This window comes from Acetobacter sp., assembly GCF_052102375.1.
Lineage (GTDB): Bacteria > Pseudomonadota > Alphaproteobacteria > Acetobacterales > Acetobacteraceae > Acetobacter.
Genome location: NZ_JBQDXI010000030.1, coordinates 1 through 24,142, shown reverse-complemented (window position 1 = coordinate 24,142; position 24,142 = coordinate 1). Strand labels below are relative to the sequence as shown.

The following is a 24,142-nucleotide window of genomic DNA, read 5'->3' as shown; positions in this document are numbered from 1 at the left end:
GACTGAATTCTACAAAATGACCCAAAATTGCCTCAAGTGTGAGAAATCCGCGTCGGGGGACCAGCGGGTCATGACAAGAATAATGGCCCCGCCGGGCATAAGGCGAGTGCGTAGCACGGAGCGGTACCAGTCCCACACCGCAAGGCGGCGGGTTGGGCTTTCTGCCTCCTGCCGGTCTTTTACGGGATCATCTATCAAAGCAAGATGCGCGCCTTTGCCTGTCAGGCCGCCACCTACGCCAGCGGCGGTATAGCCGCCGCCCTGCGCAGTATGCCAGATGTCCCGCGCGCTGCTATCCGGCGCAAGGCCGGTATTGGGGAACAGGGCGCGAAAACGCTGGGTTGTAACGAGGTTTCTGACAGAGCGCCCGAAGTCCTGCGCCAACGTAGCCCCGTAGGAAGCGGCAATAACATGACGCGTGGGGTGCTGCCCCAGATACCATGCCGGAAAACGCCTGCTGACAAGCTCTGATTTTCCGTGACGGGGGGGGGCATAAAGACCATAAGGCGGGTTATGTGACCCTGAGCCACAGCATCCAGCTTCTGACACAAAAGTGCGTGGTGGGCTCCGCACTAGTAAGTGGGCATGGTGTAGCGGGTAAAACCAAGCAGCCCGTTGCGGGCTTGCTGGCGCTGGGCAAGTTCAGTCCGAGCTGCTGTGCTGGCTTGTGTGCGCAAGTGCTGCAAGTTCTTCATCCGAATACTCATCCAGCCCTTTACGCACTACGGCATTCATGGACAGGCCAGACAGTTTGGGGTGCAGATAAGGTGCAGCCACCTTGGCGGCATCAAACTGACGGTCTGTTATGGTGTCATCACCCTGCATAACCCGTGTAAAAATATCGAGCGGTGTTATAGGGTTTTTTCGGCGATACCGTTTTTTTGGCATCGGCTGGGAAGAAGGAGTAGTCCCGCCGCTTTGCGCCATTATTTTGAACCGCTTTGTTGTGATGATGCCCTAGGGATAGGGATGACCACGCGCGCTGGCAAAGCTTTTTTTGAAAAAGAAAATGTCTTACCGGTGCAGGAAGTCTTGAAGGTCTTGCCTGTAGGCGGTGCCGTATTGACCAATGACCGCACCGTTACGTGGGTCATGCCGGTCATCCCCATTGCCGAGATGGACGGTGATTTTACCTAAGCCTGGCAGCGTGATCTTCCGCCCGTTGGGGTAGGTATCATCTTCATCAGGGGCGAGCGTGAGAAATTTTCTACCGTGCACGGTTATGGCCTCCGCCGATGTAGGCGTAGTGCTGCCATCGACCGAACTGAAATCCAGAGGAATCTGATGTTTGGGCGAGAAGCTGGAGAGTAAGGGAGACGGGTTTTTAACCGCCTGCGGTCGGGTTGCCGCAGCAGGCGGCACGGGAGGGGCCGCCTGCGCCACCAGAGGCTGCGCCAGAACGCACCCGACAAAACCAGCACGGAAAAAGATGGCGTGACACATAGGTGGCGATACTCTCAACGCTCCAAAGTCTGAGCATCGCGCCATTTAGGTGCAGTTATGAAATGACAAAATGTTTCACGCTGATGCAGGCTGGTTTTTGTTTTTACGTGCCTGCTTGGCAGCTTTGCGGGCTGCAACCTCAAAAGCTTCAAGCTGTTCCAGTAATAGAGCGCACTGGGCAGCAATTTTACGTTGGGCAGAACTGGCAGACAGAGTGGGGAACAGGGCGGCCCCCATAGCGCGGAAAGACAGTTCATCCACCAGCATCATACGCAAGCGTTGGTGGGCGCATAGGCCAAGGGCCTGCTGCACATCCGTAATGCGGCCCATAGCTTTGCCACGTACCATCTGCCAGGACACTGCATCGTGCCGGGTGAGCGTACTGGGCCGGAACTCTGGTGAAAACTCCTTATAATCACAATAGCCGAACACATAATCCTGATACCAGCGCTCTGCGGCATCTGCGGCTGTTTGGGAAATATCTCCTGCATTTAAAAGAGCCTGAACCGTGCGGAGAACACGCGCAGGTTTGCTCCCCACAAACTGCGAATGGGTGCGTCGTTCTGGTGTTGGCTGGCACTCTGCTTCTGCCAAAATAGGTGCCAATATTTTAGATTTTTTGCGAACCACAGAGAGAGATGAGGCGGACATGGCGCTATGACCTTTGCTGAGAAGCGGACGAAATGTGAAGGCGGGTCATGAGTTTTTGGCAGGCTGCGGCATCCCGCCAGATGGTGTTGGCAAACGGAAGCAGAATGGTGCGGAGTTCGTTCGGGCTGGGCCAGCGTGCGCCAACGGGGTACCCCTGACGCGGCGGCTGGCGCACCCATGCCAGCCGGGCGGGTTTACCCCATGCCCCGGCGGGAATGTCCTCACACACATCAAAAATGGCGCGGCACTGTGCTGCTGCGGCGGCAGGGCCGGGGGGATTGGTGACAAGGTGCGCCAATTTTTTAAGCCATGCCGCCACATGGCCCTCCGTCACCGGCTGTTGCGCCGCCTGAAGCTGTGCCCAACATTGGGGGATATGCGCTACAAGGTCTGGTGGCAGGTCCCGTGGCAGGAGCGGAATACCAGCAGCCTGTGTGGCAAACACCGCCCGCAACGCAGGGTCCGGCGGATTATAGGCACTGCCTGCCGGTACCGTAACGGCGGTTACCGGACCCGGTGTAAACGCAGGGGGCACAGGGCGCATGGGTCATACCCCTTCCAGATCCGGGATGGCGTGCCATGCTGACAGTTTATCCGGCGGGGTGGTGCCGGAAGGGGGCGCGGCCAGACGTTTGCGTAAGGCAGCCTCCACCCATGACACAGGCTCTGCGGGGCGAAAGGCCTCACATTCACCCAGAACTGCGCACAGGGCGGCGGCATCATCGTGCAGCATTTTGAGCCATTTCCCCAACAGCACACGGGCTGAGCGCTCTGGCCGCCCGGTAGCCGCTTGCAAAAAAGCCAGACCCTGCCGGAATAAAACTGTTCGGGCATCCATCGTTTGGCCGAACGGAGTGAGGGAGAGTTCTGCTTCTGCCTCTGCTTCTTGGGGGGATGGGGGTGGGGTTAACCCCTGCCCTGCTCCAGCGGAACCCGCTGGCTGGTTGGTATTCAGGCCGGGATTGCCGCCCGTGCGCCCCCACGCAGCCCCTTGGTCAGACGCAGCACGGTCCCGCACCAGACGCCGGCTGAAAATACACCCCGATGGAGTGGTACTGAACACATTGGCCTGCCGAAGCTCCTGCACCAGACGGACGACCTGACGGTCCGACACACCGACCATCAGACCGATCTGGCGTGGGTTCAGGGCTTGGCCGTTCAGGCATAAATGGCCGTATGGCTCGGCCTCGTGCATCAGGCACAGCAGGCGCACCCATAACCCCTGCGCGGCAAGAGAGCAGAGGCGTAAGGCGGCATCCTGCTCATGGTCCTGCCACCAGAATTTAGACCAGCGGCGCTTGCTCATGCCAAACCCCGCCACTTTTCCAACCCGCGCCAGAGGCCACGCATGGCAATGGGATGGCCGGGAGGCAGAGGCTCAGGGTCACGCAGCGGGTCGGACCATGGGTCATCAGCAATGGTCGTGGTAGCCGGGTAGTCCTGACACGCCGCTTCATACCGCATGAGAGCCTGCCGCACGCCTTCCATGCATCGGCCCATTCTGCGGCCAATCTGGCGAAGAGATAGGCCGGAGCGGCGGAGTGCGACCATCTGTTCCAGCATTTCTGCCGGGGTCTGGGCACGGGCTGCGGCAAGACAGGCAGGGTCTGTTGCCAGAAACTGAGGGGAGACAGAGCACGAGGGATAATCGGGGGATATATCACCCCTTTTAGACGTACAACGAGCGGTAGTGGAGCGTGTAGCATCCTCCGGCTGAGGTATATGTGTGCTCCTGTGACGGGACGGAATACCCGCAGAGACTGGTTGGCAGCGTGCAGAGACGGAGACCATCACGCTTGGAAAAAATGAGGCTTTATGAGGAGAAAACGCCGCATTAAGCTGCGTTTTAGGCTGCAATGCAGAAGCTGAATAGGAAACAGACATGGCGGACTTTTCCGGTAAAAAACAAAATGAGCCATCCCGTTTTATGATGGAGGGCTTAAGGGGAAGGCTAGTGTGACCAGTCACACTTAGTCAGGCGGAAAATGTGTGATATATCCCTTTACGTCTTGGTTCGTTTCCCGTGGGATATTTTCCGTCATGATACGCTCTGTCGTTGCTGATGAACTTGAACGCCGCATGACGCTGCTGGGCTTTACCCAGAAGGCGCTGGCCCGCAATGCCGGGGTGGGTGACACCTATGTGCGAGATATTCTGAAAGGCAAATCCCGTAATCCGGGTGGGGAGAAGCTCGAGCGTATTGCAGCCATTCTGGGCTGTACGGCGCGGGATCTGCTGTTTCCCGCACAGGCACGGGACACTGCCCGCTCTGAGCGCGTTGATCCCTACACTCCTCCGGCTGACCAACCAGAAGTGACCGTGGAGCTTAACCCCCCCGGTTATGTGGCTGTGCCCTTTTTGTCCCTGAAAGCGGGTATGGGCGGATGCGGGTATGTAGAAGACCGCCTGCTGGGCCGCCCCAAGTTTTTTGAAGAAGACTTTGTGCGCGGCACTCTGCGGGCTAGCCCCTCTGACCTACGAGTGATTGAGGTTGAAGGCCAGTCCATGGAGCCTATGCTTCAGAATGGAGACATGGTGCTGGTGGATACGCGCCGGACTTCCATTATCGAACCGGGGATTTTTGTGCTGTTCGATGGAGATGGTGTGGTGTGCAAATGGGTGGAACGCGCCCACGACGCCACAGAACCCACTGTGCGTATAAAGTCCGAAAACCCGCGCTTTTCCGCCTATTGTGTGCCCGCAGAGCAGGTGCAGATTGTGGGGCGGGTGGTCTGGTTTGCCCGGAAATTATGACGAATCGGTCTGACTTTCTGCACAACGGCGGATTAGCTGATGTTTTTTAAGGAAAAAGTTACCAACACCTGTCCGCTGTGTCATGTTGTAACATATTTGACTTAAATATGAGCAATAATTAATTTATGGTTCATAGATATTGATATCATTTATTAATTTTCTATTTGTTTTATTATTTTTAACATAATTGAGGACCATTTCACTCCCCTTTATAAAATTTTTGCTATTAGGCCTGCAATCACACCTTTTTGACATAAGGCCCCCACTTAATGGCAACATGGATTGGCACACGTACAACTGCGGATAAATCTTGGTCTAATTCTGCCAACTGGACAGATCTAGCCGGGCATCAAGCAACTGAACCAACGACCTAGGAAGCCGTCACCTTTAATGATGGTGCTGATGTTATTCTGCCCACGTCTTTCTCAACTTCCGGGCAGCTCACCATCAATGGTGATGTTACGTTTGAGCCAACTTCCGGTGGCAGCAAAGCCACCTTTGGGTCTGCCAGCTTTGGTGACGGTGCAAGCCTGACGTTGAATGCTGTGACGTTGGATGTGCCAAAATATACGTCCAACACCGGTGTGGGCACCATCACACTTGAAAACGGTGCAAACCTGGTGAGCCATAATGGCGGCGTTATTGCCCCAACCGTTGCGTTCAAGCAGAACACGGACTCTAAAGGGAAGGTTATTGGGAACACGATAACCATTGATTTTAATGGCAGTACGGAATTACAGCTCCCTGCGCTGCAGAACCTGAGCACCTATGACCGCATTGTTGTAGCTGGCACGAACAGCACCAACGTAGAGCTAACCCTGCAAGCGAACGCTGACGGCAAGACCTACTCGCTGATTGAGACAATCGCAAGCTGGGGCAACAAAACCACCGTTCTGTCTTCCAACGTCACATTGGCAGGCAACCTGACGGCGAAGGACTTCACCTTCACGACAGCCGACGGCAACACCATTCTAGACTGCTTCCTGCCTGGTAGCATGATCCGCACGACACGCGGTGATGTTGCTGTTGAAGATATACAGGTAGGGGAGATGGTTGTGGCCTTTGAAGAAGGCACAGAGGTTGAACGCGCAGTGGTATGGGTTGGCCGCAAGCGTGCTATTGTGCGCCCTGACCTGCCGGATGATGAAGCAGGTTATCCTGTGCGCATCAGCAAAGGCGCGCTTGCTGAGAATGTACCTTATAAGGACATGCTGGTAACACCAGAACACTGCCTGTTCCTGAACGGTGCGTTTGTTCCTGCGCGTATGATGGTGAATGGCGGCAATATTGCCTATGATTACAGCCTGACCAGCTACGACTACTACCATGTAGAGACCGAGCAGCACGCTGTCATTATGGCCGATGGTGCCCTGACAGAAAGCTACCTGAACACAGGCGACCGCAACAGCTTTACGGAGACTGGCAATGCACCAAAGCGCCTGACCCGCACGCTGAACTGGGAAGACGATGCCGCTGCCCGGCTGGAAGTACGTACAGAGGTGGTTAAACCGCTATTTGACGCCATTGCAGCCAGAGCAGAAACTAGTGCAGCCCGCAACCGCCCTGTAACTCATGACCCGGACGTGCATCTGGTAACGGAAACGGGTGCTCTGCTGCGCCGTGTCCGCACCAAAGGCAACATGGTGTCCTTCGTGCTGCCTGCTTCTGTAAAGTCTGTCCGGATTGTCTCCCGCCATGGCCGCCCGGCTGACACCATTGGCCCCTTTGTAGATGACCGCCGCACCTTGGGCGTGTTGGTTGGCAAAGTGATGGTGCACGACGCCAGAAACATGCAGGAAATAACCGACCACCTGACCACCCAGACCCTGCATGGCTGGCACGGTGTAGAAGCTGCCCCCATGCGGTGGACCAACGGAAATGCCAGCCTGCCGCTGGATACTGTGTCCCTGACCGGGCTTGCGCATCTAACATTGGAAATAGTCAGTGCTGGCCCATATTTTCTGGACACGGAAACAGAGACAGTGGTTGCACTGAGCGCCTGATTTTTTTGCTTTCCATACGGTGACAAAAAGCCTGCTCCTGACTGTGGGCAGGCTTTTTTAGTAGAGCGCTCTCCGAGAAGGAGGGCTTCATTTACATAATGCGGCAAGGACACTGCCTGCTATACTATATAGTACCGCTCCCCAAAGAGCGTGGTAGTCAGGTGTATAAGAATAAGGTCTCTCCCCTTTTTCTTATCAAAAGGTCTGCTCATGCTGCCCTGTGCGCCATCCTGCTTTTATAGCAAGGTCCCTCCCCTGCGTGGTTCAACCGAAGACTGGTAGCGACGATGTGATGCGGACTGCCACGACATTGGGGCTATTGCACAACAGCTCCGCCAGACGGCTCTGACCATTCATCCGCTCGTGCAACGGCTTTCCTGCAAAAACCAGCCTCTGGCTGTACTAGAATGTTGCACAACCCTGACAGCTCTGGCTGAGGAACTTGAGCAGGATGACATTCCCACTCTTCAGAACAAAAGCGTGTATTAACCGCCATTTTTTGACCCTACACGCCCCACAAGGTTGTTGAAAGCCAGCTATCAAAGGTGTTTTGTGTCCTGAACAGAGTGTTTTGAGTACAGAATGGAAACCAGCATAAGGGGTTACGGTTGTTTTGTTGCTTGTTTGCAACAGATTGCGCGTATTTCATTTCGGTTGCGTTTTTTATAATGGATTCGTAACGAGACTAATGCACTATCTGTTTATCGCTTGGGCGCACGGCCTGGGCCAAAACGGAGGCAGTGGCAAACTATGAGACTGAAACGGCGCTTTTCCTTACTTGCTACTACGCTATGTACCGTTGCGCCTTACATGGCAGCATCTGCTGCAACTCCAACATCCTCCACCCACACTGCCCCGCATGGCAGCCACGCTGCTGTGCACCGCACCCCTGCTGCCAAAACCGCCAAGGCCGCGCCAGTTGCCGTAGCCCCCGTGCGGCAACGCAAAAAGAACACCGGCCCCGTGCTGGCTGGTGATGCAGAAACCATTAACGTGACCACCGGCACGCACTCCTCCAACCGCAAAGCGCGCCAGAGTTCTTCTCCCGTTACCGTGGTTTCTGCTGCAACGCTGCGCCGCTCAGGCATGGTTAACCTTGCAGATGCTCTCACCCGTACCTATGCCTCCATCAACGTAGTGGCCATGGGCGCTGACTCTGCTGCTCTTACCTCCTCCATTCAGATGCGCGGCCTTGGCCCGAACGAAGTGCTGGTACTGGTAGATGGCAAGCGCCGCCACACCACAGCCAACATTGTGGCAGATGCCGGGCCGCAGTTTGGCTCCACCGGCGCTGACCTGAACACCATTCCTGCAAATGCCATTGACCATATTGAGGTTTTGGAAGACGGTGCTGCCGCCATGTATGGCTCTGACGCCATTTCCGGCGTGGTCAATATTATTACCAAAAAGCAGGATCACGGCTTTCATGCCTCTGCCCAGACGGGTGCCAACGCCTATAACGGCGATGGCTGGCAATATCAGTTGAATGCTGATGGCGGCTTTAAAATGGGTAATGATGGCTACATGCACATTAGTGGCCAGATGTACCATACCGACCACATGGTTGTTGGCTCGAAAGACCACCGTCTGCTGGGAAGCTGGCCCACCAATGCTACCACCACAGGCTATTATAATGGCGTTGTGCCCAATGCCATGAATGTGCCGCTCGATTCCAACAAGATCATGAGCACAGGAGAAGAAACCCGTGAGAGTCTTGCTATTGATTTTGGTAAGAAGGTTTCAGAAAAAATAGATTTCTACGGTCTGATTACCTACATGCACAGGCATGGGGAAACCTATCAGAACTACCGTACGCCTGCTATTGCCCCCACCATGTATCCCGCCGGCTTTTCTCCGCTGGAGACAATGGAAGAAAACGACTACGCCGCAACCCTTGGCCTGAAGGGGCATGACTTCTGGGGCTTTGACTGGGACCTGAGCACAACCTACGGCGCAGACGGCAACAAGATTGGCAACAAGAACACCGCCAATACCGGTATGCTGGCCAGCACCTGCTCTACAGACTCTTCCTCCGCCTATTACTCCGCAGATGGGTGTGGCTGGTCCCCCACCAGCACACGGGCGGAAACGTACCGTATGGCGCAATGGACAAACAATCTGGATTTCCGGCGCAATTTCAACATTGCCCATGCCGTGCCCATGACACTGGCGTTTGGCGGTGAGCACCGGCTGGAAACGTACCAGATTATTGAAGGCACACCTGCATCCTACCAGTTGGGCGGCACACAGGGTTATGCAGGGCTTGGGCCAAATAGCGCAGGCAACTGGAGCCGTGACATCTGGGCCGGGTATGTGGACGGAGACTTCCACCCGCTTAAACACTGGGATCTGGATTTTGCAGGCCGGTTTGAGCACTACACGGACGTTGGCAACAGCGAAAACGGCAAGATTTCAACCCGCTATGACATAAGCCCGCGCATTGCCGTGCGTGCCACCATCAGCACCGGTTTCCGTGCGCCTACACTGGCCGAGCAGCACTACAGCGCCATGAACGTGGACCCCAACGGCGCATCCGGCCTGTTGCCTGTCAGCTCAAGTGCAGCGCAAATTCTGGGTGCCAGCAAGCTGAAACCTGAACGCTCGCTGAGTGAGAGCGGTGGCATTGTGGTTGAACCCATCAAGGGCCTGCATGTTGAAGCAGACGTCTACCAGATCAACCTGCGGGACCGCATTGTGGGGGGTGGTACGGTTAACGGGGCACCAGCCATTGCCGCTATTGAAGCCATGGGCTACACGCTGCCGCTGAACAGCATTATTCCTGAAAACGTCTCAGCTTATTACATGACTAATGGTGCAAGCACCCGTACACAGGGGCTTGATATCAAGGCGGACTACACCTTCCATATGGGCAATGCGGGCAACCTTGCGCTCAGCATGGCGTTGGACCTTAACCGCACCCGCCTGCACCATAACGGCCGGGACCAGAACGGCAACCAGTTGCTGAACGACCAGAACATTGGCTACATTACAACCGCTTATCCGCGCAGCAAAATTATCCTGAACGCCTTTTACACATGGAAAAGCTGGGATGTGAACATTCGCCAAACACGGTATGGTGAAACAACCTCCATGCTGAGCTACGCTGACTGGACCGACAAAACTCTGACCTGCCCTAAAGACGGAAAGGCTCTTGCTTACTCCAACTCCTGCTTCAGCCAGTTTAAAAATACCCCACGTTGGCTGACAGATCTGGAAATTGGTTATCGTTTCAACCAGCATTGGCACATGGCTATTGGCGCCAACAACATCTTCAACATCCGCCCACGGCGTAAAAACCCGATCACCAACTCCCGCGGGGCACAGATTTATGATCAGTTCTCGCTTCAGGTGCCTATCAGCGGTGGGTACTACTATGGCCGCCTGAACGTTGACTTCTAAGCGGTTTTGACAAGAGCACGATGAAACAGCACGGGGTGAAAGCCCCGTGTTGCTTTTTGTAGCCAAGCAGATGAGGTGCAGAGTGGACGTAAAACGCAGGCATCTGGTTGCCGGGTCTTTTGCGCTGGGGGCACTGGCCACCCGCCCAGGCTGGAGCACCACCCCGGACAAACCAGCAGACATGCTCCCCAGCCACCCGGCAGGGCCACGCCCCCAACTTGTGCCCATACGCGCACAGATAGACCAACTGACAGATATAAAAGTCTGCCTGCGCCCCTTCCGCGCTATGGGGCCACGGCTGGATGTTGAAAAAATTGGCGATAAAACGGTTATCCATAACTACGGGCATGGTGGTAGCGGGTGGTCTCTCTCATGGGGGTCTGCGGAGATTGTGGTGGGCAAAGCGGCCTCTACGCTCGCCAATTCCGTAGCCGTTATTGGCTGCGGCGTTATTGGCCTGACATCCGCCCTGACCGCGCAGCGAGCGGGCATGAACGTGACCATTTACACCAAGGCGTTGCTGCCCCACACGCGCTCCGTGCGGGCCAATGGAAGCTGGACACCGGACTCCCGCATTGCCCTTACAAAACCGGCGGGCGATAGTTTTCCCGCCCTGTGGGAGCAAATGGCGCGATATAGCTGGAAAACATACCGCGATTATCTGGGCCTGCCGGGAAACCCCATTGACTTCCGGGACCATTATATTCTGTCTGACCATCCGTTTGGTGAGCATACAGCCCCACCACCAGACCCTGCGGCAGGGGATTATGCCTCAACCGGCAAGCCGCAAAATACTGCCGAGTTTGCAGATTATGGTGACTTGATAAAAGATATTATCCCTCAGTCTGTTTTGCTGACGGACGCAGAAAACCCCTTCCCTGTACCCCACGCCAAACGGCGGGCCACCATGATGTTCAACTTTGGGGCTTATGGGCATTTACTGCTTTCCGAATTTTATCAGGCAGGCGGCAAGATTGTCATAAAGGAATTTCACGCCCCTGCTGATTTAAAGACGCTGAAAGAGGATGTTATCATCAACTGCCCCGGTTATGCGGCGCATGACTGGTGGCAGGATAAAACCCTTATTCCCGTGCGTGGGCAGACAAACTGGCTGCCGCCGCAACATAACGCACTGTATGGCGTGAACTACAGGGGGGCATCCTTACTCAGCAAGACAGACGGGGTCATGGTGCAGGCGCTTGATTTTACCGGCATTGGGGAAATGGTAGGCGTCGGCAATAGCTTTGAACATGCAGACCGTGCGGAAGCCGCTAAGGCTATTGGTATTTTTGAAGAGCTTTTTGCAAGAATGGGAGGATAACGGCATGGCGAAGTATAGTGTGTCTTCTATTCTGCAAACGGTTCTGTTGGGTGGCCTGTCACTGGTTGCCATAACACCGGCCCATGCCGCCCCGCGTGCAGGGCTTGCACCAGCCAGCTACACGCAAGAGCAGGCGGCGCGTGGCGCTGAAACATATAAGGAAGCCTGCTCCCTATGCCACGGAGCCAGTTTGGGCGGCGCTTTTGACACCCCCGCCCTGAAAGGCCGGTTTGTGGCCAACTGGGCTGGTGCGCCTTTGCGGGACCTGTTTGATTATATGCAGCGCGCCATGCCCCTTTCTGCCCCCAGCACACTCTCTGCGGAGGATAATGCGGATATTCTGGCCTTTCTGCTTCAGGAAAACGGTGTCAAACCCGGCAAGAAGCCCCTTCCCGCAGAGGGAACTGCACTTGCGCGTGTGCAGTTCCCCAAGGCCAAGCTGTGACGAAAATCCGGTTAAGAGAGGCCCTGCCCGACCGCATGAGTTGAGTTTTCAGGGATGGGCAGGTCAAAGAGAGTGGCGCGACCGGAGCGCCTTACAAGATACTAAAAAGAACCCTAACGCCGGTAGGACGGCAGGTTGAGGCCATGCCGGATGGCCGCACCACGGAGCATGAAACCTGCGGCAAAAGAAAGGGTTGTGGCGGGTACCAGCCCCATGCCGCAGGCGGTGAACAACACATAACTGCCTGCTGACAGGGCGGCTGGGGTCACATAAAGTTCTGGCCGGATGACAATGGACGGCACATTAGCCAGAACATCGCGGAAGATACCGCCCATGCAGGCTGTTACCACGCCCATAACGGCGCAGGGCAAGAGCGGAATACCGTAAGCCTGCGCCTTGGCCGCCCCATACACGCTGTACGCGGCAAGACCCATACCATCAAACCAGTCTATAGCGTGGTGAGGCCACGAACGGGCTGGCATAAACCAGACAAACAAGGCAGCCACCAGACAAACGGCCAAAGGCATTGTGGCGTGCATCCAGAACACAGGCGCACCAATCAACAGGTCTCGTACCGTGCCACCACCAACCCCTGTAACAGCCGCAAAAAAGCAAAAGGTGACGATATTCTGGCGGGTTTTTGCAGCCTGCAAGGCACCGGATATGGCAAATACCCCAGTGGCCGCAACATCCAGCCGTGGCAAAGCGGAACGGGAGAACTGCTCAAAGGCCTCAAAATGAGAGAGGATCATGCACAAGCCGCACGAATATCTGCGGCCAAAGCGTCAACCCGCTCTGGCTGGGCATCCCATGCAAACATGAACCGTGCGCCGCCCCCTATGAATGTGTAGAACCGCCAGCCTTTGGCGCGCAGGCGCTCAAGAAAGCCCTCCGGCCCCTGCACAAAAACCGCGTTGGCCTGAACGGGAAACATGAGGGTTATACCCGGTACCTGCGTAATGGCGTGTTCAAGTTGCCGGGCACATGCGTTGGCATGGGCGGCATTTTTCAGCCATGCGCCACTTTCCAACATGCCGACCCACGGCGCGGAGAGAAAGCGCATTTTGGAGGCCAATTGCCCGGCCTGTTTGCACCGGTAGTCAAACCCTTCCGCCAGTGTTTTATCAAAAAACACTATGGCCTCCCCTACCGCCATGCCGTTTTTGGTACCGCCGAAACACAGCACATCCACCCCGGCCTTCCATGTCATGTCAGCCGGGCTACAGCCAAGGGCCGCACAGGCATTGGCAAAACGTGCCCCATCCATATGCAGGCGCAGGCCAAGGCTGCGGCATGTGGTGGAAATGGCCTGAATTTCCGCCAGACTGTACAGCTCTCCCGTTTCCGTAGGCTGGGTAATGGTGACGGCGCGTGGCTTGGGGTAATGAATGTCCCCCCTGCATGTAGCCAGTGCGTGAATGACATCGGGCGTTAGTTTGGCGCTGTCGTTCCGGGCAGCCAGCAATTTGGAGCCGTTGGAAAAGAACTCCGGTGCACCGCATTCATCCGTCTCCACATGGGCGCAGGATGAGCAGATGACGCTGTTATAGGACTGGCACAAAGCTGCCAGAGCCAGTGAATTGGCAGCAGTACCATTAAACGCAAAAAAGACCTCACACTCCGTCCCGAACAAGGTACGGAAGGCGTTTGCAGCGCGGGTTGTCCATTCATCCTCACCATACGCAGCAACGGACCCTGTGTTGGCTTGCTGCATGGCGGCCCAGGCCTCCGGGCAGGTGCCTGCATAATTGTCACTGGCGAACTGTTGGGTCATGGTGACGGGCTTTCTCACAATAGGGTCCAGAACAACAAGGCTGGTACTGTGGCGAAACCCGTTATTGCCGGTCTGGGCCACATCCCCTTACCTGATAAGTAAAGGTACCACCTTGCCGGGAGCAGGTTGGTGTCAGGCAATGCCCTGACTCTTGATGCATAACCCGTGCAGTAGCAGAGCCGTTGACGCAGCGCAATATGCAGCGATGACCCTTATGCTGGCACAGGAAGAAGCTGCTGGCATTTTACAAAGGATGTTTTGTCCTTGAAAAGAAACAGCAGGTAATAATCCAGCGAGCGGCTACGCCGGCGGGCGGTGTGGGTATAAAACGGGAAGACATCCTGCGGGCCATCATAGCCCTGCGGCAGGGGTTCGCTGGCCAGAAGGGTCTGCACCCGGAAGAGCGGCATATAAATATGTGTAGGCCCTGCGTTTTTACGCACATGCCACAGGTTTTTACGGAACTTCCTGAACCGGTCTGGCAAAATGAAGATCATGTTTTCTTCAATAAACCGTTCATCGGGTTGGGCTGCGCGCAGGTAACGGGTGTCATCAGGCATATCGCAGAAAAAGTTGTAGCCTTGTACAATCATACGCTTTGAAAGAACCGATTTTTTGTTCAGAGTTATTTGCCATCCGGCGAGTGCGGCATACTATCATTTCCATAGCAAGGAGGCCATCTTTGCCGCGAGAGCAGGGAGCAGGAAGCACCAATGCCCAACAAACATGCGCGGGTAGCACTGTGCCTTGTCGCTGCGCTGGTGGGAGGTGCAGGTGTTTATGCCACCCTGCACTCTCAGGCGTGGCGTGGACATGCTGCCATGAGCGCTGACGACCATGCCGCCAACCAAAAGCTAATGGCGCAGGCCATAACCCTCATCCGCCAGCATGCGCTACAGGCGGGGCGCATTGACTGGGCCACGCAGGAACCAAAACTGATGGCGCTTGCCGCACAGGACAACCATCATGAGGTTCACAAAAATATACGCATACTTCTTCAGTCTTTAGAAGATGGGCATAGTTTTCTGATGCCCCCTATGCTGCAAAGGGCCATGACGCAGAAGGCGACTACCATGCCGCAAGCGCGCATGGTGGCACCCGGCATTGGGCTGCTGACCCTACCCGGCTTGATGACCGGAAATACCGAGACCATGGCCCATTATGTGCAAACTGCACTGGCGGCCATGGCAGCACTCCCTACCCCGCAGGCGTGGGTAATTGATCTGCGTGGCAATACAGGCGGCACCATGTGGCCGATGCTCACTGCGCTGCAACCGTTTTTGGGGTCGGGGCCGTTTGGCTATTTTAGCAAAGGTAATACCTCACCCCCTACACCATGGCGTACCGGGCCCGACCTGTATGCACCCGGCACCGCCATACCGGATTGGACCGGGCTGCCCGTTGCTGTGTTGCAGGATGCGCGCACAGCCAGCGCGGCTGAGGCAACCGCCATTGCGCTGAAGGGCCGCCCCGGCACCCGTTTTTTTGGAACACCCACCCACGGCCAAACCACCGCCAACCGCACCTTCCGGCTGATGGATGGTAGCCTGTTAATGGTGGCGGCGTCTTACGAACAGGACCGAACGCACAAAACTTACACAGGCCCGCTGCCACCCGATGAGCTGACCGATAACCAGACAGACCCGCTGCCGATAGCTCTGGCATGGTTACAACCGCGGCTACCAGACCCGGCCCCTCCTGCCATCAACTCTCTTCCCGCAACGGGAGCGGGCCGGTAGGCTGCCCCCACTTTGTTTATGACAACGGAGACCGGTCATGCGGATAGGCCCACAGGATGCGTTGATTATTGTTGATGTGCAGAACGATTTTCTGCCGCCCTATGGCGCTTTAGCCGTGCCGGGAGGCGATACTATTCTGCCAGCTGTCAACGCTTTGACGGATCTGCCCTTTGGCCTGCGTGTCGCAACACAGGACTGGCACCCGGCGGACCATTGCTCCTTCGCTACGCAGGGTGGCCCTTGGCCGGACCATTGTGTGCAAGGCACGGAGGGGGCAGAGCTTTCAGCTCTTTTACGCACAAATGGCTTAGCCGCCATTATGCGGAAAGGCATGATGCAACCTGTTGATAGTTACTCTGCCTTTACAGACAATAACGGCCAGAACCCCACAGGGCTGGAAGGCTATTTACACACACGCGGCATAAAGCGGGTGTGGGTATGCGGCCTTGCCTATGATTTTTGTGTAGCGGACACAGCGCAGGATGCCGCGCGCCTTGGTTTTACAACCTATGTTGTGGAGGATGCCTGCGCCAGCGTTAAAACCCCACCTGCACAGGTTGCCGAACGATTGCAGGCGCACGGCGTTACCATAGTGCGGGTACAGGACATGACCCCATAAAAATGGCCGCAGCCGCACAGCCCGCACGCGCACGGCCATGACAGGAGCAGACAGAAGACCATGCAACGTTTCCGGCTTTCCTCAGGCCTTTCCGGCGCAACACCCCGCAGCGGGGCCCGCCGCCTGACACCCACTTTGGCAGCGTTGTGCCTGCCTGGCCTGCTGGGGGCCTGCTCGCCCTCCGACCCTCAGAACACCCCCCCGGCAGCAGCCGCCACGCAGACAAGCGCGGCCGTATATCAGGCGTCTGGCACGGAGCCGTTCTGGCATTTAACACTGGCGGGGTCCGTCCTGACGTTTGAACCTATGGGGGCCGCCAAGGTCGTGCGTACAATTGCCCCAGCGCAGCCCTCAACCGGTGCGCGCCAGTATAAAGCACAGGATATGACGGTGGATATTGCCCCCAAAGCCTGTACGGACCGTATGAGCGGCCAACGCTATACAGAGACCGTTACAGTGACAACACAAGGCAGCACGGTTACCGGTTGCGGGGGAGATGCCGCCGCTCTGACCAGCCTGAACAACACAAGCTGGATTGTGACAGCACTGAACGGCAAGGCTCTGCCAGATGGCAACCGCCCGCCAAACGGCATGGACCGCACGACAGATGTGACCACGCCTGCTGCCAAGCCAACGGGCATGGCCCCTACGCTTGATATTAATGCATCAGGCAAAGCCTCAGGGTCCGATGGCTGCAACCGCTATGTCGGCGGACTGGAATTTGGACCAGATGGCAAGGTTAAGAGCAGCCAGCAAGGAGGCATTAGCACCATGATGGCATGCCTTGGCCCAAATGGTGCTGTGTCCAGCCAGTTCAATGCGCTGAAGCGGGCCGTAAGCCGTTGGCGCACGGAGGGCACAACACTGGTGCTGGAGACAGGCGACAAACGCAGCATCACGTTACGGAAAGTTCTGTAGGCGCATAAAAAAAGCCCTTTCCAAAGAAAGGGCTTTACACCGGGGGCACACCCCCAATGAAGAAAGCTCCGGCACCGGAAATGGGCCGGAGCTTTTTGTATTAGAAGGTCATGCCTGCCTGCAGCAGGAAGGTACGGCCTGCATACCAGCCACCATAGGTGGAGTCATTACTGTTGCTGGACGTGTTGACCAGGAACGGAGGTGTCTTGTCCATTAGGTTCTGAACTTCGAACTGGAAGTTCCAACGCTTCAGGTTGTAGTTGAACGTCAGATCCTGAAGGATCATGGCTGGCGTTTTGTCACGGCCATATCCATCAGATTTGTAGATACGGTTGGTGCCATCGTTCCAATGCATGCCACTCATGTACTGCATCATGTAGGTCATGCTGAAGTTGTTGTGGTGCCAGGTAAGCGTTGCATAATCACGCACAGTCGGATTGGACGTACCGCCGGACTGATAAGTAATGGAACCCAGATAATTGTAGTGCGGGCCACCTGGAACCATCTGCTGCTTGTAGCTGACCAGATGCTGGAAGTTGTTTTCCACCTGAAACCAGTCTTCATCCGTGACACGGAAGCGGTAGCTCAGATCCCAATCCACGCCGCTGGTGGTCAGGCTGCCGAGGTTGGCGTTGAGTGCAGAAACGGTGTTGATCTGGCCGTTGGCAAGACGCGTTACGTTCTGGCACATGGTCGGGCTGGAGCCGGTGTAGCAGCCATCAAGCACGTACTGTGTAGACAGGGCGCTGATGGTGTCAGACACGCGGTAGTGCCAGAAGGACGCACTGGTGGACAGGCCACGTACCCAATGTGGGGTAAATGTTGCACCAAATGTGTAGGTACGACCGATTTCAGGGCGCAGTTTGGAACTGCCGCCGGTCAGAGTTGCCACCTGACCGGAGCTGCTGGCCTGGAACGTGTTGGGATTAATGCCCTGCTTCATGCAGTTAGCTACCACTGTCGCCTGACGTGCCCCGTAGGTGCTGATCTGGCTCATGTCACACGGATCGCTTGCACCGAGGTAGCTCATGACGGTGCCGCCATACAGCTCAGACACGCTTGGCTGACGGAAAGACGTACCCAGTGTGCCACGGAAAGCAACATCACGCGTGGGTGCCCAGTTGATACCAGCTTTCCAGTTATAGGTGTTGCCAAAGGTGTTGTAGCTGGAAAACCGGCCCTGCCCGTCAATAGACAGGTTTTTGGCAAATGGTACGTTGTGCAGCAGCGTCAGGTTGCCTTCCAGATACGCTTCAGACACATCGAAACCACCGCTGGTTGGCAGCACGGTGTTGGTAAGAGAACCACCCTGCGCAATCAGTGGGTCAGGACGGTAGCTCAACTGCTCGCCACGATGTTCCATACCCAGAGCGATACCCAGATCCCCACCGCCTTTGTAAGGCATGTGCACAACGTGGTCGTTATGGATACGCGCATTGAAGTCACGCATGGTGTACTGTGAGTTATCATGCTCGGTATAGTTTGCGTACTCAGCCGCTGCCCCGGACAGGGAACGCAGAGCGCTCGACTGCACACAACCGGTGTAACCAACGCAGGATGTTGGGTTGTAATACAGCTCTGACCCGGAATCACCAGGGGTAACGGGACTCAAGCCCCATTCACGCAGCAGCTTATTATAGTCACCCACACCAGACGTCTGGAAGCTGGACATGGTAGAGCCATAGGTGAAGGACGCGTCATACATCCAACCAGCAACAATTTCACCACTCGCACCGACTTTTGCGGTCAAGCTGTCAACTGCTGTTTCAGACTTACGGTTACCAAATTCGCCCATACGGCGATACATCTGCAACTCTTCACCACTGGTATTGCCCGGATAATCCGTCGGGATCATGATGGCGCTTGGCAAGGTGGACGGTGCCACACTACCCGTTGCCGGCATGGGAGCCATCTGCGTCCAGGATGTTTTGTGGCTGTACATAACGTTGGAATACAGCGTGAAATGCTTACTGAAGTCATAGTGGGCATCGCCCATCAGACTTGCATTCTGCGTGTTGTTCAGCAGCGACGTGTCTTTGTTGTAGTTGTAACGGTTTGCTGCCGTGTACGGAACAAGACCACCATTATTGTTGCTGTTATACGTATTAGAACCAAAATACGTACCGCTGGTGGAAATGATGGACCCATAGCTGGGGTTCAAACCATTTGTCGCCTGTGCAACACGGGACCAAGCACGGTCTTTCATCATCACGCCGCCTTGGGTGTCATACTGACCCATGAGGGTGATGTTGCCGCGGTCATGGTCAAAGTTCCAGCCTTTATAAGCGGAAATCAGGCCTGTGCGGTTGTCGCCACGCTGCGTGATGTTACCACGCAGGTTAATGCCACCGGTGTTGATGTTGTGACGCATCTTGATATTGATAACGCCAGACACAGCATCCGCACCATACAGTTCAGACCCACCATCTTTCAGAATTTCGATGGACTGAATAGCCATGACAGGAATGGTGTTCATGTCAACGCAGGAGCCGCCGCTGGCACCCGTCTGGGTCAGACGTTTACCATCGACCAGAACCAGAACGCGGCTGCTGCCAAGGTTACGCAGATCCGTACAGGACATACCTGCACCACCGTTGGTGTCTGCATTGCCTGTCCCGCTGGAACCGATGGAGGGCATGCGCTGTAGGAAGTCACCTACGTTGGTAACGCCCGTCTGCTGAATGTCTTTTGCGCTGATGATCTGAACAGGGTTGGGGCTGGTATTCCGACCCTGACGCAGGAAGGAGCCTGTGACTGTCACAGCTTCCGTACCACCTTCAGCCGTCTGAGCAGCACGGGCCTGACGGATTGTGCGGTTTGCTACGGTATTGGCAACAGGTGTTGCGGCAACCGGAGCACCAACGGCTGGGGCAACCGTTGCAGGGCGTGTTACGACACGACCGGTGTGCTTTTTGGCAGCAGCTTTTGCTGGTGTAGCATGAGCATGGCTGGCTGACGTGCTGGCAGGAGTTGCAGCATCAGCAATGGCAGGCACACCAGCGGCAAAAACCGGCAGCGCGTAGAGCAGCTTAAATGAAAGCGGCATACGCTGTTTGAGGCGGTCTGTCTGAGACATTTTAAGGTAAGGCCCCCGGAAACTGTGAAAGATTTATGAATACGTTCTGTCAGTTTCGCTTACGGAATCACTCGGGGTGTTGTCGATGCCTAAACTTCAGGCATACCGCCTTTAGACGATGAGTGCTGCATTTTCGTCACACCGGGTATGCTGTAACAGACTTAACTCATGCTACTTTTATAATCATGTGCTTCTTTTTTTTACGCTTCTTAAAGTATTATTACGGACCCGTATCGGCATAAGTGCGTATTTTGGAGAGGCTGCTGTGCAGTAAATTGCCCAGAGTCTCTCCTTATCTGGCTGTGTTGCAACACCGCTACAGAGGGAAAAACGTGGCTATTATGTAACGGAAGCCCTACCTGACACAGCAAAAGCAAAACGCTGCGCCTTTTCCTCGGTCACCCCGCCGGGCCTGTCGCCCTAAAAATGAGCATTTTCTTGACAGCCTCAAATCTGCCCCATAACCGGGAAATACCCGCGCCCGTCCGGTTATGGCCGGAACGTAAGCCTGCCAGCAGGATTACGGGGCCACTGAGGAGTTAACACGATGACCCACCGTTCCTGGCTGTACGCCCTGACAGCCGCCACCTGCCTTGCAGGCTGGGGCACCGCAGCCCATGCCGCAGGCCTTCCGGCATCCAACCCGTTTGCTACAGAAAGCACCCTACCCTACCACGCACCGCGCTTTGACCTGATAAAGGACGGTGACTACCAGCCCGCATTTGAACAGGGCATGGCCGAGCAGGACGCCGAAGTAAAACACATTGCGGAAAACCCTGAAGCCGCAACGTTTGAGAACACCATTACAGCGCTCGAACGCTCCGGCCGCCTGCTGGACCGCGTGGCAGAAACCTTTAACGGTGTGTATTCCGCCAATACCAACCCTACCCTTGATAAGGTGCAGGAAATTGTTGGCCCTAAACTGTCTGCACATTCAGACAGCATTTACATGAACCCTAAACTGTTTGCGCGTGTGCAGTTTCTGCATGCACGACAGGACGGGCTGGGCCTGACGGCTGAGCAGAAACAGGTTCTGGATGTTTACTATCTGGCTTTTGTGAACTCTGGCGCTCAGCTTTCTGACAGCGATAAAGCCAAATTACGTGACCTGAACGGTCGCATTTCCAAACTAGAAACGCTGTTTCAGCAGAAACTTCTGGCTGGCACAAAAGCTGCCGCTCTGGTTATTGAGAGCAAAGACAAGCTGGCAGGGCTGGACACGGCAGAACTGACCAACGCCCTTAATGCCGCCAAAGACCGCAAACTAGACGGCAAGTGGGTTCTGCCCCTGCAAAACACCACACAGCAGCCAGCCCTCTCCAGCCTGACAGAGCGTGAAACACGGCAGGCGCTGTTTGAAGCAAGCTGGACCCGCTCAGAAAAAGGCGGCGAGAACGACACGCGGGACACTATTGCCACACTGGCTCAACTGCGCGCGCAGAAAGCGGCTTTGTTTGGTTACCCCAACTATGCCAGCTATGTTCTGTCTGACCAGATGGCCAAAACACCTGAGCAGGTGCACAGCTTTATTGCCAAGCTGGTACCCGCCCTTGCCGCTGAGCAGAAACGTGAAGTGGCTGAGCTGCAAAATCTGATTGAACGTGAAGCCAAGAAAGACGGCAAGAGCAGCTTCCCGCTAAAACCGTGGGACTGGACCTACTACGCAGACAAACTGCGCAAGGAAAAGTTCAATTTTGATGAAAGCCAAGTCAAACCTTACTTTGAACTAAACCGCGTGTTGCAGGATGGCGTGTTCTTTGCTGCCAACAAGCTGTACGGCATCAGCTTCAAGCGCCGCACGGATATTCCGACCTACAATCCGGATGTCATGACGTTTGAGGTGTTTGACAAAGATGGCTCAACACTCGGCCTGATCTATTTTGACTACTTCCAGCGGGACAACAAAAACGGTGGCGCCTGGATGTCCAACTTTGTTGGCCAGTCCAAACTGCTGGGCACAAAGCCAGTTGTTTACAATGTTGGCAACTTTGCCAAACCGGCTGCGGGTGAACCTGCTCTGGTCACGTTTGATGACGTGACAACCATGTTCCATGAATTTGGCCACGCCCTGCACGGCCTGTTTGCCAACCAGACCTACCCGATTGTTTCCGGCACAAGCGTTGCACGGGATTTTGTTGAATTCCCCTCTCAGTTCAACGAACACTGGGCACTGGATGCAACCGTTCTGGCCCATTACGCCCGCCATTACAAAACCAACGCTCCCATGCCTGCAAACCTTGTGGCGCAGTTGAAAAAAGCCGCGAAGTTCAACCAGGGTTACAAACTGGGCGAAGTTGTTGCCGCAGCCGAGCTGGATATGGACTGGCATAGCCTTGCCGCATCCGCCCCGAAGCAGAATGTGGATGAGTTTGAAAAATCCGCTTTGGGCAAAATGGGGCTGGATACGGAAAACGTGCCACCCCGCTACCGTTCAAGCTATTTCCTGCACATTTGGGCAAACGGCTACTCAGCCGGATACTACGCCTACCTGTGGACAGAAATGCTCGACGACGACACTTTTGCTTGGTTTGAGAAAAATGGTGGCCTGACAAGCAAGAATGGTCAGCGTTTCCGTGACATGATCCTGTCTCAGGGCCATACACAGGATTATGCGCCGATGTTCCGCGCTTTTTATGGTCAAGACCCCGATATCCAGCCCATGCTGGCGTCTCGCGGTCTGTCTGAAAGCAAGTAAGACGAAAATAACACTGGGCAGGGGTTATCCCCTGCCCACGCTTCAGGCGCGTTCAGGGCGCATCAAAGGCCGTGTTATGTATAACGGCTTGCCCCGTGAACGGCCCTGAACAAAACTGAACCTTTCCAACCATTATAGCGCATTTTTGGTACAGCCCACGCCCTTCCCGCGTGATGGCATCACCCGTATAGGGCCCTTGGCAGAATGAAACCTGCCCCGCTGTAACAAGACAAGACCGATAGAACCCCTGCTCTTGCAGAACTGCCTGCCCAGTAAAGGGAACCCCACACCAGACAGCCCGCCCGACCATAATGCGGCAGGCAGCGATGGGCATATTTTGCATAATATGTGCGGCTCCGCTTTCTTGCGCAGATACAAGCTGTGGAGCGCCACTGAGCGCGACAACCGTAAACACCCATACTCCGCTACTACGCAAAATTTTCTGCCACATCATCTCTCTTCCTTGCCTCTCAACCGGGATCCTTCACCGAAGTCGCGCAAAGCAAAAGACTAAGAGTGCTGGCTGGAAGCGCTTTACAGCCAAAAAAGAGCTGATTTGAAAAAAAGTGACACTTCACGCTTGACGCCCCATCGAAATCCCTCTAGATGAGGCGTCAACAACGCCTCTGTCCCGTTCGTCTAGAGGCCTAGGACACTGCCCTTTCACGGCGGCAACACGGGTTCGAATCCCGTACGGGATACCATTGTTTTTAAAGTGTTTTTTGGCGAAACTCCTCCAAAAAATATTAATTTTTGCACCAATTTTGCACCATCACGAGGAACATCGTACTCTCCTCTCATGGTCGATGACACAAAACTCCTTGCTGGTGATGTCATGAGCGGGCGCATGGGTCCCGCTATGGGTAAGCTCCTCCCTCGCGACGTAAGCTATCGTGACCCAAAGCAATACATGACCCGTAAAATGGTAGATGGTCGGCGGGTATAGGAAACCTTCTCAAATGGGGCACAGGCTAGGCGCTGGCTCAATGAGACCACCGCCAAGGCAAAACTGGACCAGTTCACAGATATCCATTCCCTCGACAAAATGACGATTGCATCCCTTGTCGAGCAATATCGTGATGAGTGCGTGGCCAACCGTAAAGCCGACCGGCTCGGGTATATCCCAGCTATTCTGCGTGACACCTTACTATCTTCGGTACGATTATCGAAATTCTCTGCCCCAGCCGTTCGTGGTTTCCGCGAAGGCATGAGCGCTGCCGACTATGCAGCTACGACTGTGGTGAAGCGCACTAGCACTACAGTTGCATTTTGTGTCGTGAGTGAGCGCGGATAGCGCTGACCTGA

The 24,142-nt window shown here is 55.5% G+C and carries 20 protein-coding genes, 1 tRNA gene, 1 pseudogene and 1 riboswitch; of the genes and pseudogenes, 11 read left to right on the top strand and 11 right to left on the bottom strand.

Features of this window, described 5'->3' with window-relative positions; all coding sequences use genetic code 11:
• Positions 1-51: 51 nt before the first annotated feature.
• The 7 genes and pseudogenes from ACTIDN_RS11290 to ACTIDN_RS11260 form a co-directional block, all read right to left on the bottom strand.
• Positions 52-695: pseudogene (locus ACTIDN_RS11290) on the bottom strand (terminase large subunit domain-containing protein); the annotation flags it as partial.
• Positions 643-927 carry a hypothetical protein gene (locus tag ACTIDN_RS11285; RefSeq protein ID WP_441377122.1) on the bottom strand — a complete coding sequence of 95 codons (285 nt, stop codon included), beginning with the start codon at positions 925-927 and terminating at the stop codon, positions 643-645. The gene ACTIDN_RS11285 and the pseudogene ACTIDN_RS11290, both read right to left, overlap by 53 nt.
• Positions 928-1,014: 87 nt before the next feature.
• Positions 1,015-1,443, bottom strand: a complete 429-nt coding sequence (locus tag ACTIDN_RS11280; protein ID WP_441377121.1) for a hypothetical protein — start codon at positions 1,441-1,443, stop codon at positions 1,015-1,017.
• A gap of 75 nt (positions 1,444-1,518) precedes the next feature.
• Entirely contained in the window at positions 1,519-2,094 is a 576-nt protein-coding gene (locus ACTIDN_RS11275; protein ID WP_441377120.1) for a hypothetical protein, read from the bottom strand.
• 4 nt (positions 2,095-2,098) lie between these two features.
• Positions 2,099-2,638 (bottom strand): hypothetical protein, encoded by a 540-nt coding sequence (locus ACTIDN_RS11270; protein WP_441377119.1) that lies wholly within the window; start codon positions 2,636-2,638, stop codon positions 2,099-2,101.
• 3 nt (positions 2,639-2,641) lie between these two features.
• Positions 2,642-3,400: a winged helix-turn-helix domain-containing protein gene (locus tag ACTIDN_RS11265; protein WP_441377118.1), complete on the bottom strand. Its 759-nt coding sequence runs from the start codon at positions 3,398-3,400 to the stop codon at positions 2,642-2,644.
• Positions 3,397-3,978, bottom strand: coding sequence for a hypothetical protein (locus ACTIDN_RS11260; RefSeq protein WP_441377117.1), 582 nt, complete (start codon positions 3,976-3,978; stop codon positions 3,397-3,399). The genes ACTIDN_RS11265 and ACTIDN_RS11260 overlap by 4 nt, the downstream gene beginning before the upstream one ends.
• A 156-nt stretch (positions 3,979-4,134) precedes the next feature.
• Between ACTIDN_RS11260 and ACTIDN_RS11255 the strand changes: the two genes are divergently transcribed.
• The 6 genes from ACTIDN_RS11255 to ACTIDN_RS11230 all read left to right on the top strand — a co-directional run bounded on the left by ACTIDN_RS11255 (position 4,135) and on the right by ACTIDN_RS11230 (position 12,016).
• Positions 4,135-4,848 (top strand): XRE family transcriptional regulator, encoded by a 714-nt coding sequence (locus tag ACTIDN_RS11255; RefSeq protein ID WP_415508342.1) that lies wholly within the window; start codon positions 4,135-4,137, stop codon positions 4,846-4,848.
• 545 nt (positions 4,849-5,393) lie between these two features.
• The gene (locus ACTIDN_RS11250; protein WP_441377124.1) at positions 5,394-6,851 is read left to right on the top strand and encodes a Hint domain-containing protein; all 1,458 of its coding nucleotides are present in this window, start codon (positions 5,394-5,396) and stop codon (positions 6,849-6,851) included.
• Positions 6,852-7,214: 363 nt separating this feature from the next.
• Positions 7,215-7,340, top strand: coding sequence for a hypothetical protein (locus ACTIDN_RS11245; RefSeq protein WP_441377116.1), 126 nt, complete (start codon positions 7,215-7,217; stop codon positions 7,338-7,340).
• Positions 7,341-7,601: 261 nt separating this feature from the next.
• Positions 7,602-10,250, top strand: a complete 2,649-nt coding sequence (locus ACTIDN_RS11240; protein WP_415508952.1) for a TonB-dependent receptor plug domain-containing protein — start codon at positions 7,602-7,604, stop codon at positions 10,248-10,250.
• An 82-nt stretch (positions 10,251-10,332) separates the two neighbouring features.
• Positions 10,333-11,571, top strand: coding sequence for an FAD-dependent oxidoreductase (locus ACTIDN_RS11235; protein ID WP_441377115.1), 1,239 nt, complete (start codon positions 10,333-10,335; stop codon positions 11,569-11,571).
• A gap of 4 nt (positions 11,572-11,575) precedes the next feature.
• Complete coding sequence (locus ACTIDN_RS11230; protein WP_441377114.1) at positions 11,576-12,016, top strand: c-type cytochrome; 441 nt, start codon at positions 11,576-11,578, stop codon at positions 12,014-12,016.
• A gap of 113 nt (positions 12,017-12,129) precedes the next feature.
• Here ACTIDN_RS11230 and ACTIDN_RS11225 read toward each other — a convergent pair whose 3' ends face one another.
• The 3 genes from ACTIDN_RS11225 to ACTIDN_RS11215 form a co-directional block, all read right to left on the bottom strand.
• Entirely contained in the window at positions 12,130-12,768 is a 639-nt protein-coding gene (locus ACTIDN_RS11225) for a trimeric intracellular cation channel family protein (protein WP_441377113.1), read from the bottom strand.
• Positions 12,765-13,790, bottom strand: a complete 1,026-nt coding sequence (locus ACTIDN_RS11220; protein ID WP_441377123.1) for a threonine aldolase family protein — start codon at positions 13,788-13,790, stop codon at positions 12,765-12,767. Before ACTIDN_RS11220 ends, ACTIDN_RS11225 begins: the two co-directional genes overlap by 4 nt.
• Positions 13,791-13,840: 50 nt before the next feature.
• A riboswitch (SAM-I-IV-variant riboswitch) is annotated at positions 13,841-13,953 on the bottom strand.
• Positions 13,954-14,002: 49 nt separating this feature from the next.
• Positions 14,003-14,383, bottom strand: a complete 381-nt coding sequence (locus tag ACTIDN_RS11215) for a hypothetical protein (RefSeq protein ID WP_415508948.1) — start codon at positions 14,381-14,383, stop codon at positions 14,003-14,005.
• A gap of 120 nt (positions 14,384-14,503) precedes the next feature.
• Here ACTIDN_RS11215 and ACTIDN_RS11210 point away from each other — a divergent pair, with 120 nt between their 5' ends.
• Genes ACTIDN_RS11210 through ACTIDN_RS11200 form a run of 3 tightly spaced genes read left to right on the top strand, consistent with a single transcriptional unit; the run spans position 14,504 to position 17,066 of the window.
• Positions 14,504-15,529: a S41 family peptidase gene (locus ACTIDN_RS11210; protein ID WP_441377112.1), complete on the top strand. Its 1,026-nt coding sequence runs from the start codon at positions 14,504-14,506 to the stop codon at positions 15,527-15,529.
• A gap of 37 nt (positions 15,530-15,566) precedes the next feature.
• The gene (locus tag ACTIDN_RS11205) at positions 15,567-16,148 is read left to right on the top strand and encodes a nicotinamidase (RefSeq protein ID WP_441377111.1); all 582 of its coding nucleotides are present in this window, start codon (positions 15,567-15,569) and stop codon (positions 16,146-16,148) included.
• A 60-nt stretch (positions 16,149-16,208) separates the two neighbouring features.
• On the top strand, positions 16,209-17,066 hold the full coding sequence (locus ACTIDN_RS11200) for an META domain-containing protein (protein ID WP_441377110.1): 858 nt from the start codon (positions 16,209-16,211) through the stop codon (positions 17,064-17,066).
• Between the two features lie 100 nt (positions 17,067-17,166).
• Here ACTIDN_RS11200 and ACTIDN_RS11195 read toward each other — a convergent pair whose 3' ends face one another.
• Positions 17,167-20,142, bottom strand: coding sequence for a TonB-dependent receptor plug domain-containing protein (locus ACTIDN_RS11195; protein WP_441377109.1), 2,976 nt, complete (start codon positions 20,140-20,142; stop codon positions 17,167-17,169).
• Between the two features lie 547 nt (positions 20,143-20,689).
• Between ACTIDN_RS11195 and ACTIDN_RS11190 the strand changes: the two genes are divergently transcribed.
• Both ACTIDN_RS11190 and ACTIDN_RS11185 read left to right on the top strand, forming a co-directional pair.
• A complete protein-coding gene (locus ACTIDN_RS11190) occupies positions 20,690-22,837 on the top strand; it encodes a M3 family metallopeptidase (RefSeq protein ID WP_441377108.1) in 2,148 nt (715 codons plus the stop codon).
• 628 nt (positions 22,838-23,465) lie between these two features.
• A tRNA-Glu gene (locus tag ACTIDN_RS11185) sits at positions 23,466-23,541 on the top strand.
• Positions 23,542-24,142 lie beyond the last annotated feature (601 nt).

Bases quoted from the DNA above. Each gene is read 5' to 3' on its own strand.
- ACTIDN_RS11285 (WP_441377122.1), bottom strand. From the start codon at position 927: ATGGCGCAAAGCGGCGGGACTACTCCTTCTTCCCAGCCGATGCCAAAA.
- ACTIDN_RS11280 (WP_441377121.1), bottom strand. From the start codon at position 1,443: ATGTGTCACGCCATCTTTTTCCGTGCTGGTTTTGTCGGGTGCGTTCTG.
- ACTIDN_RS11275 (WP_441377120.1), bottom strand. From the start codon at position 2,094: ATGTCCGCCTCATCTCTCTCTGTGGTTCGCAAAAAATCTAAAATATTG.
- ACTIDN_RS11270 (WP_441377119.1), bottom strand. From the start codon at position 2,638: ATGCGCCCTGTGCCCCCTGCGTTTACACCGGGTCCGGTAACCGCCGTT.
- ACTIDN_RS11265 (WP_441377118.1), bottom strand. From the start codon at position 3,400: ATGAGCAAGCGCCGCTGGTCTAAATTCTGGTGGCAGGACCATGAGCAG.
- ACTIDN_RS11260 (WP_441377117.1), bottom strand. From the start codon at position 3,978: ATGTCTGTTTCCTATTCAGCTTCTGCATTGCAGCCTAAAACGCAGCTT.
- ACTIDN_RS11255 (WP_415508342.1), top strand. From the start codon at position 4,135: ATGATACGCTCTGTCGTTGCTGATGAACTTGAACGCCGCATGACGCTG.
- ACTIDN_RS11240 (WP_415508952.1), top strand. From the start codon at position 7,602: ATGAGACTGAAACGGCGCTTTTCCTTACTTGCTACTACGCTATGTACC.
- ACTIDN_RS11230 (WP_441377114.1), top strand. From the start codon at position 11,576: ATGGCGAAGTATAGTGTGTCTTCTATTCTGCAAACGGTTCTGTTGGGT.
- ACTIDN_RS11225 (WP_441377113.1), bottom strand. From the start codon at position 12,768: ATGATCCTCTCTCATTTTGAGGCCTTTGAGCAGTTCTCCCGTTCCGCT.
- ACTIDN_RS11220 (WP_441377123.1), bottom strand. From the start codon at position 13,790: ATGACCCAACAGTTCGCCAGTGACAATTATGCAGGCACCTGCCCGGAG.
- ACTIDN_RS11215 (WP_415508948.1), bottom strand. From the start codon at position 14,383: ATGATTGTACAAGGCTACAACTTTTTCTGCGATATGCCTGATGACACC.
- ACTIDN_RS11210 (WP_441377112.1), top strand. From the start codon at position 14,504: ATGCCCAACAAACATGCGCGGGTAGCACTGTGCCTTGTCGCTGCGCTG.
- ACTIDN_RS11205 (WP_441377111.1), top strand. From the start codon at position 15,567: ATGCGGATAGGCCCACAGGATGCGTTGATTATTGTTGATGTGCAGAAC.
- ACTIDN_RS11200 (WP_441377110.1), top strand. From the start codon at position 16,209: ATGCAACGTTTCCGGCTTTCCTCAGGCCTTTCCGGCGCAACACCCCGC.
- ACTIDN_RS11195 (WP_441377109.1), bottom strand. From the start codon at position 20,142: ATGTCTCAGACAGACCGCCTCAAACAGCGTATGCCGCTTTCATTTAAG.
- ACTIDN_RS11190 (WP_441377108.1), top strand. From the start codon at position 20,690: ATGACCCACCGTTCCTGGCTGTACGCCCTGACAGCCGCCACCTGCCTT.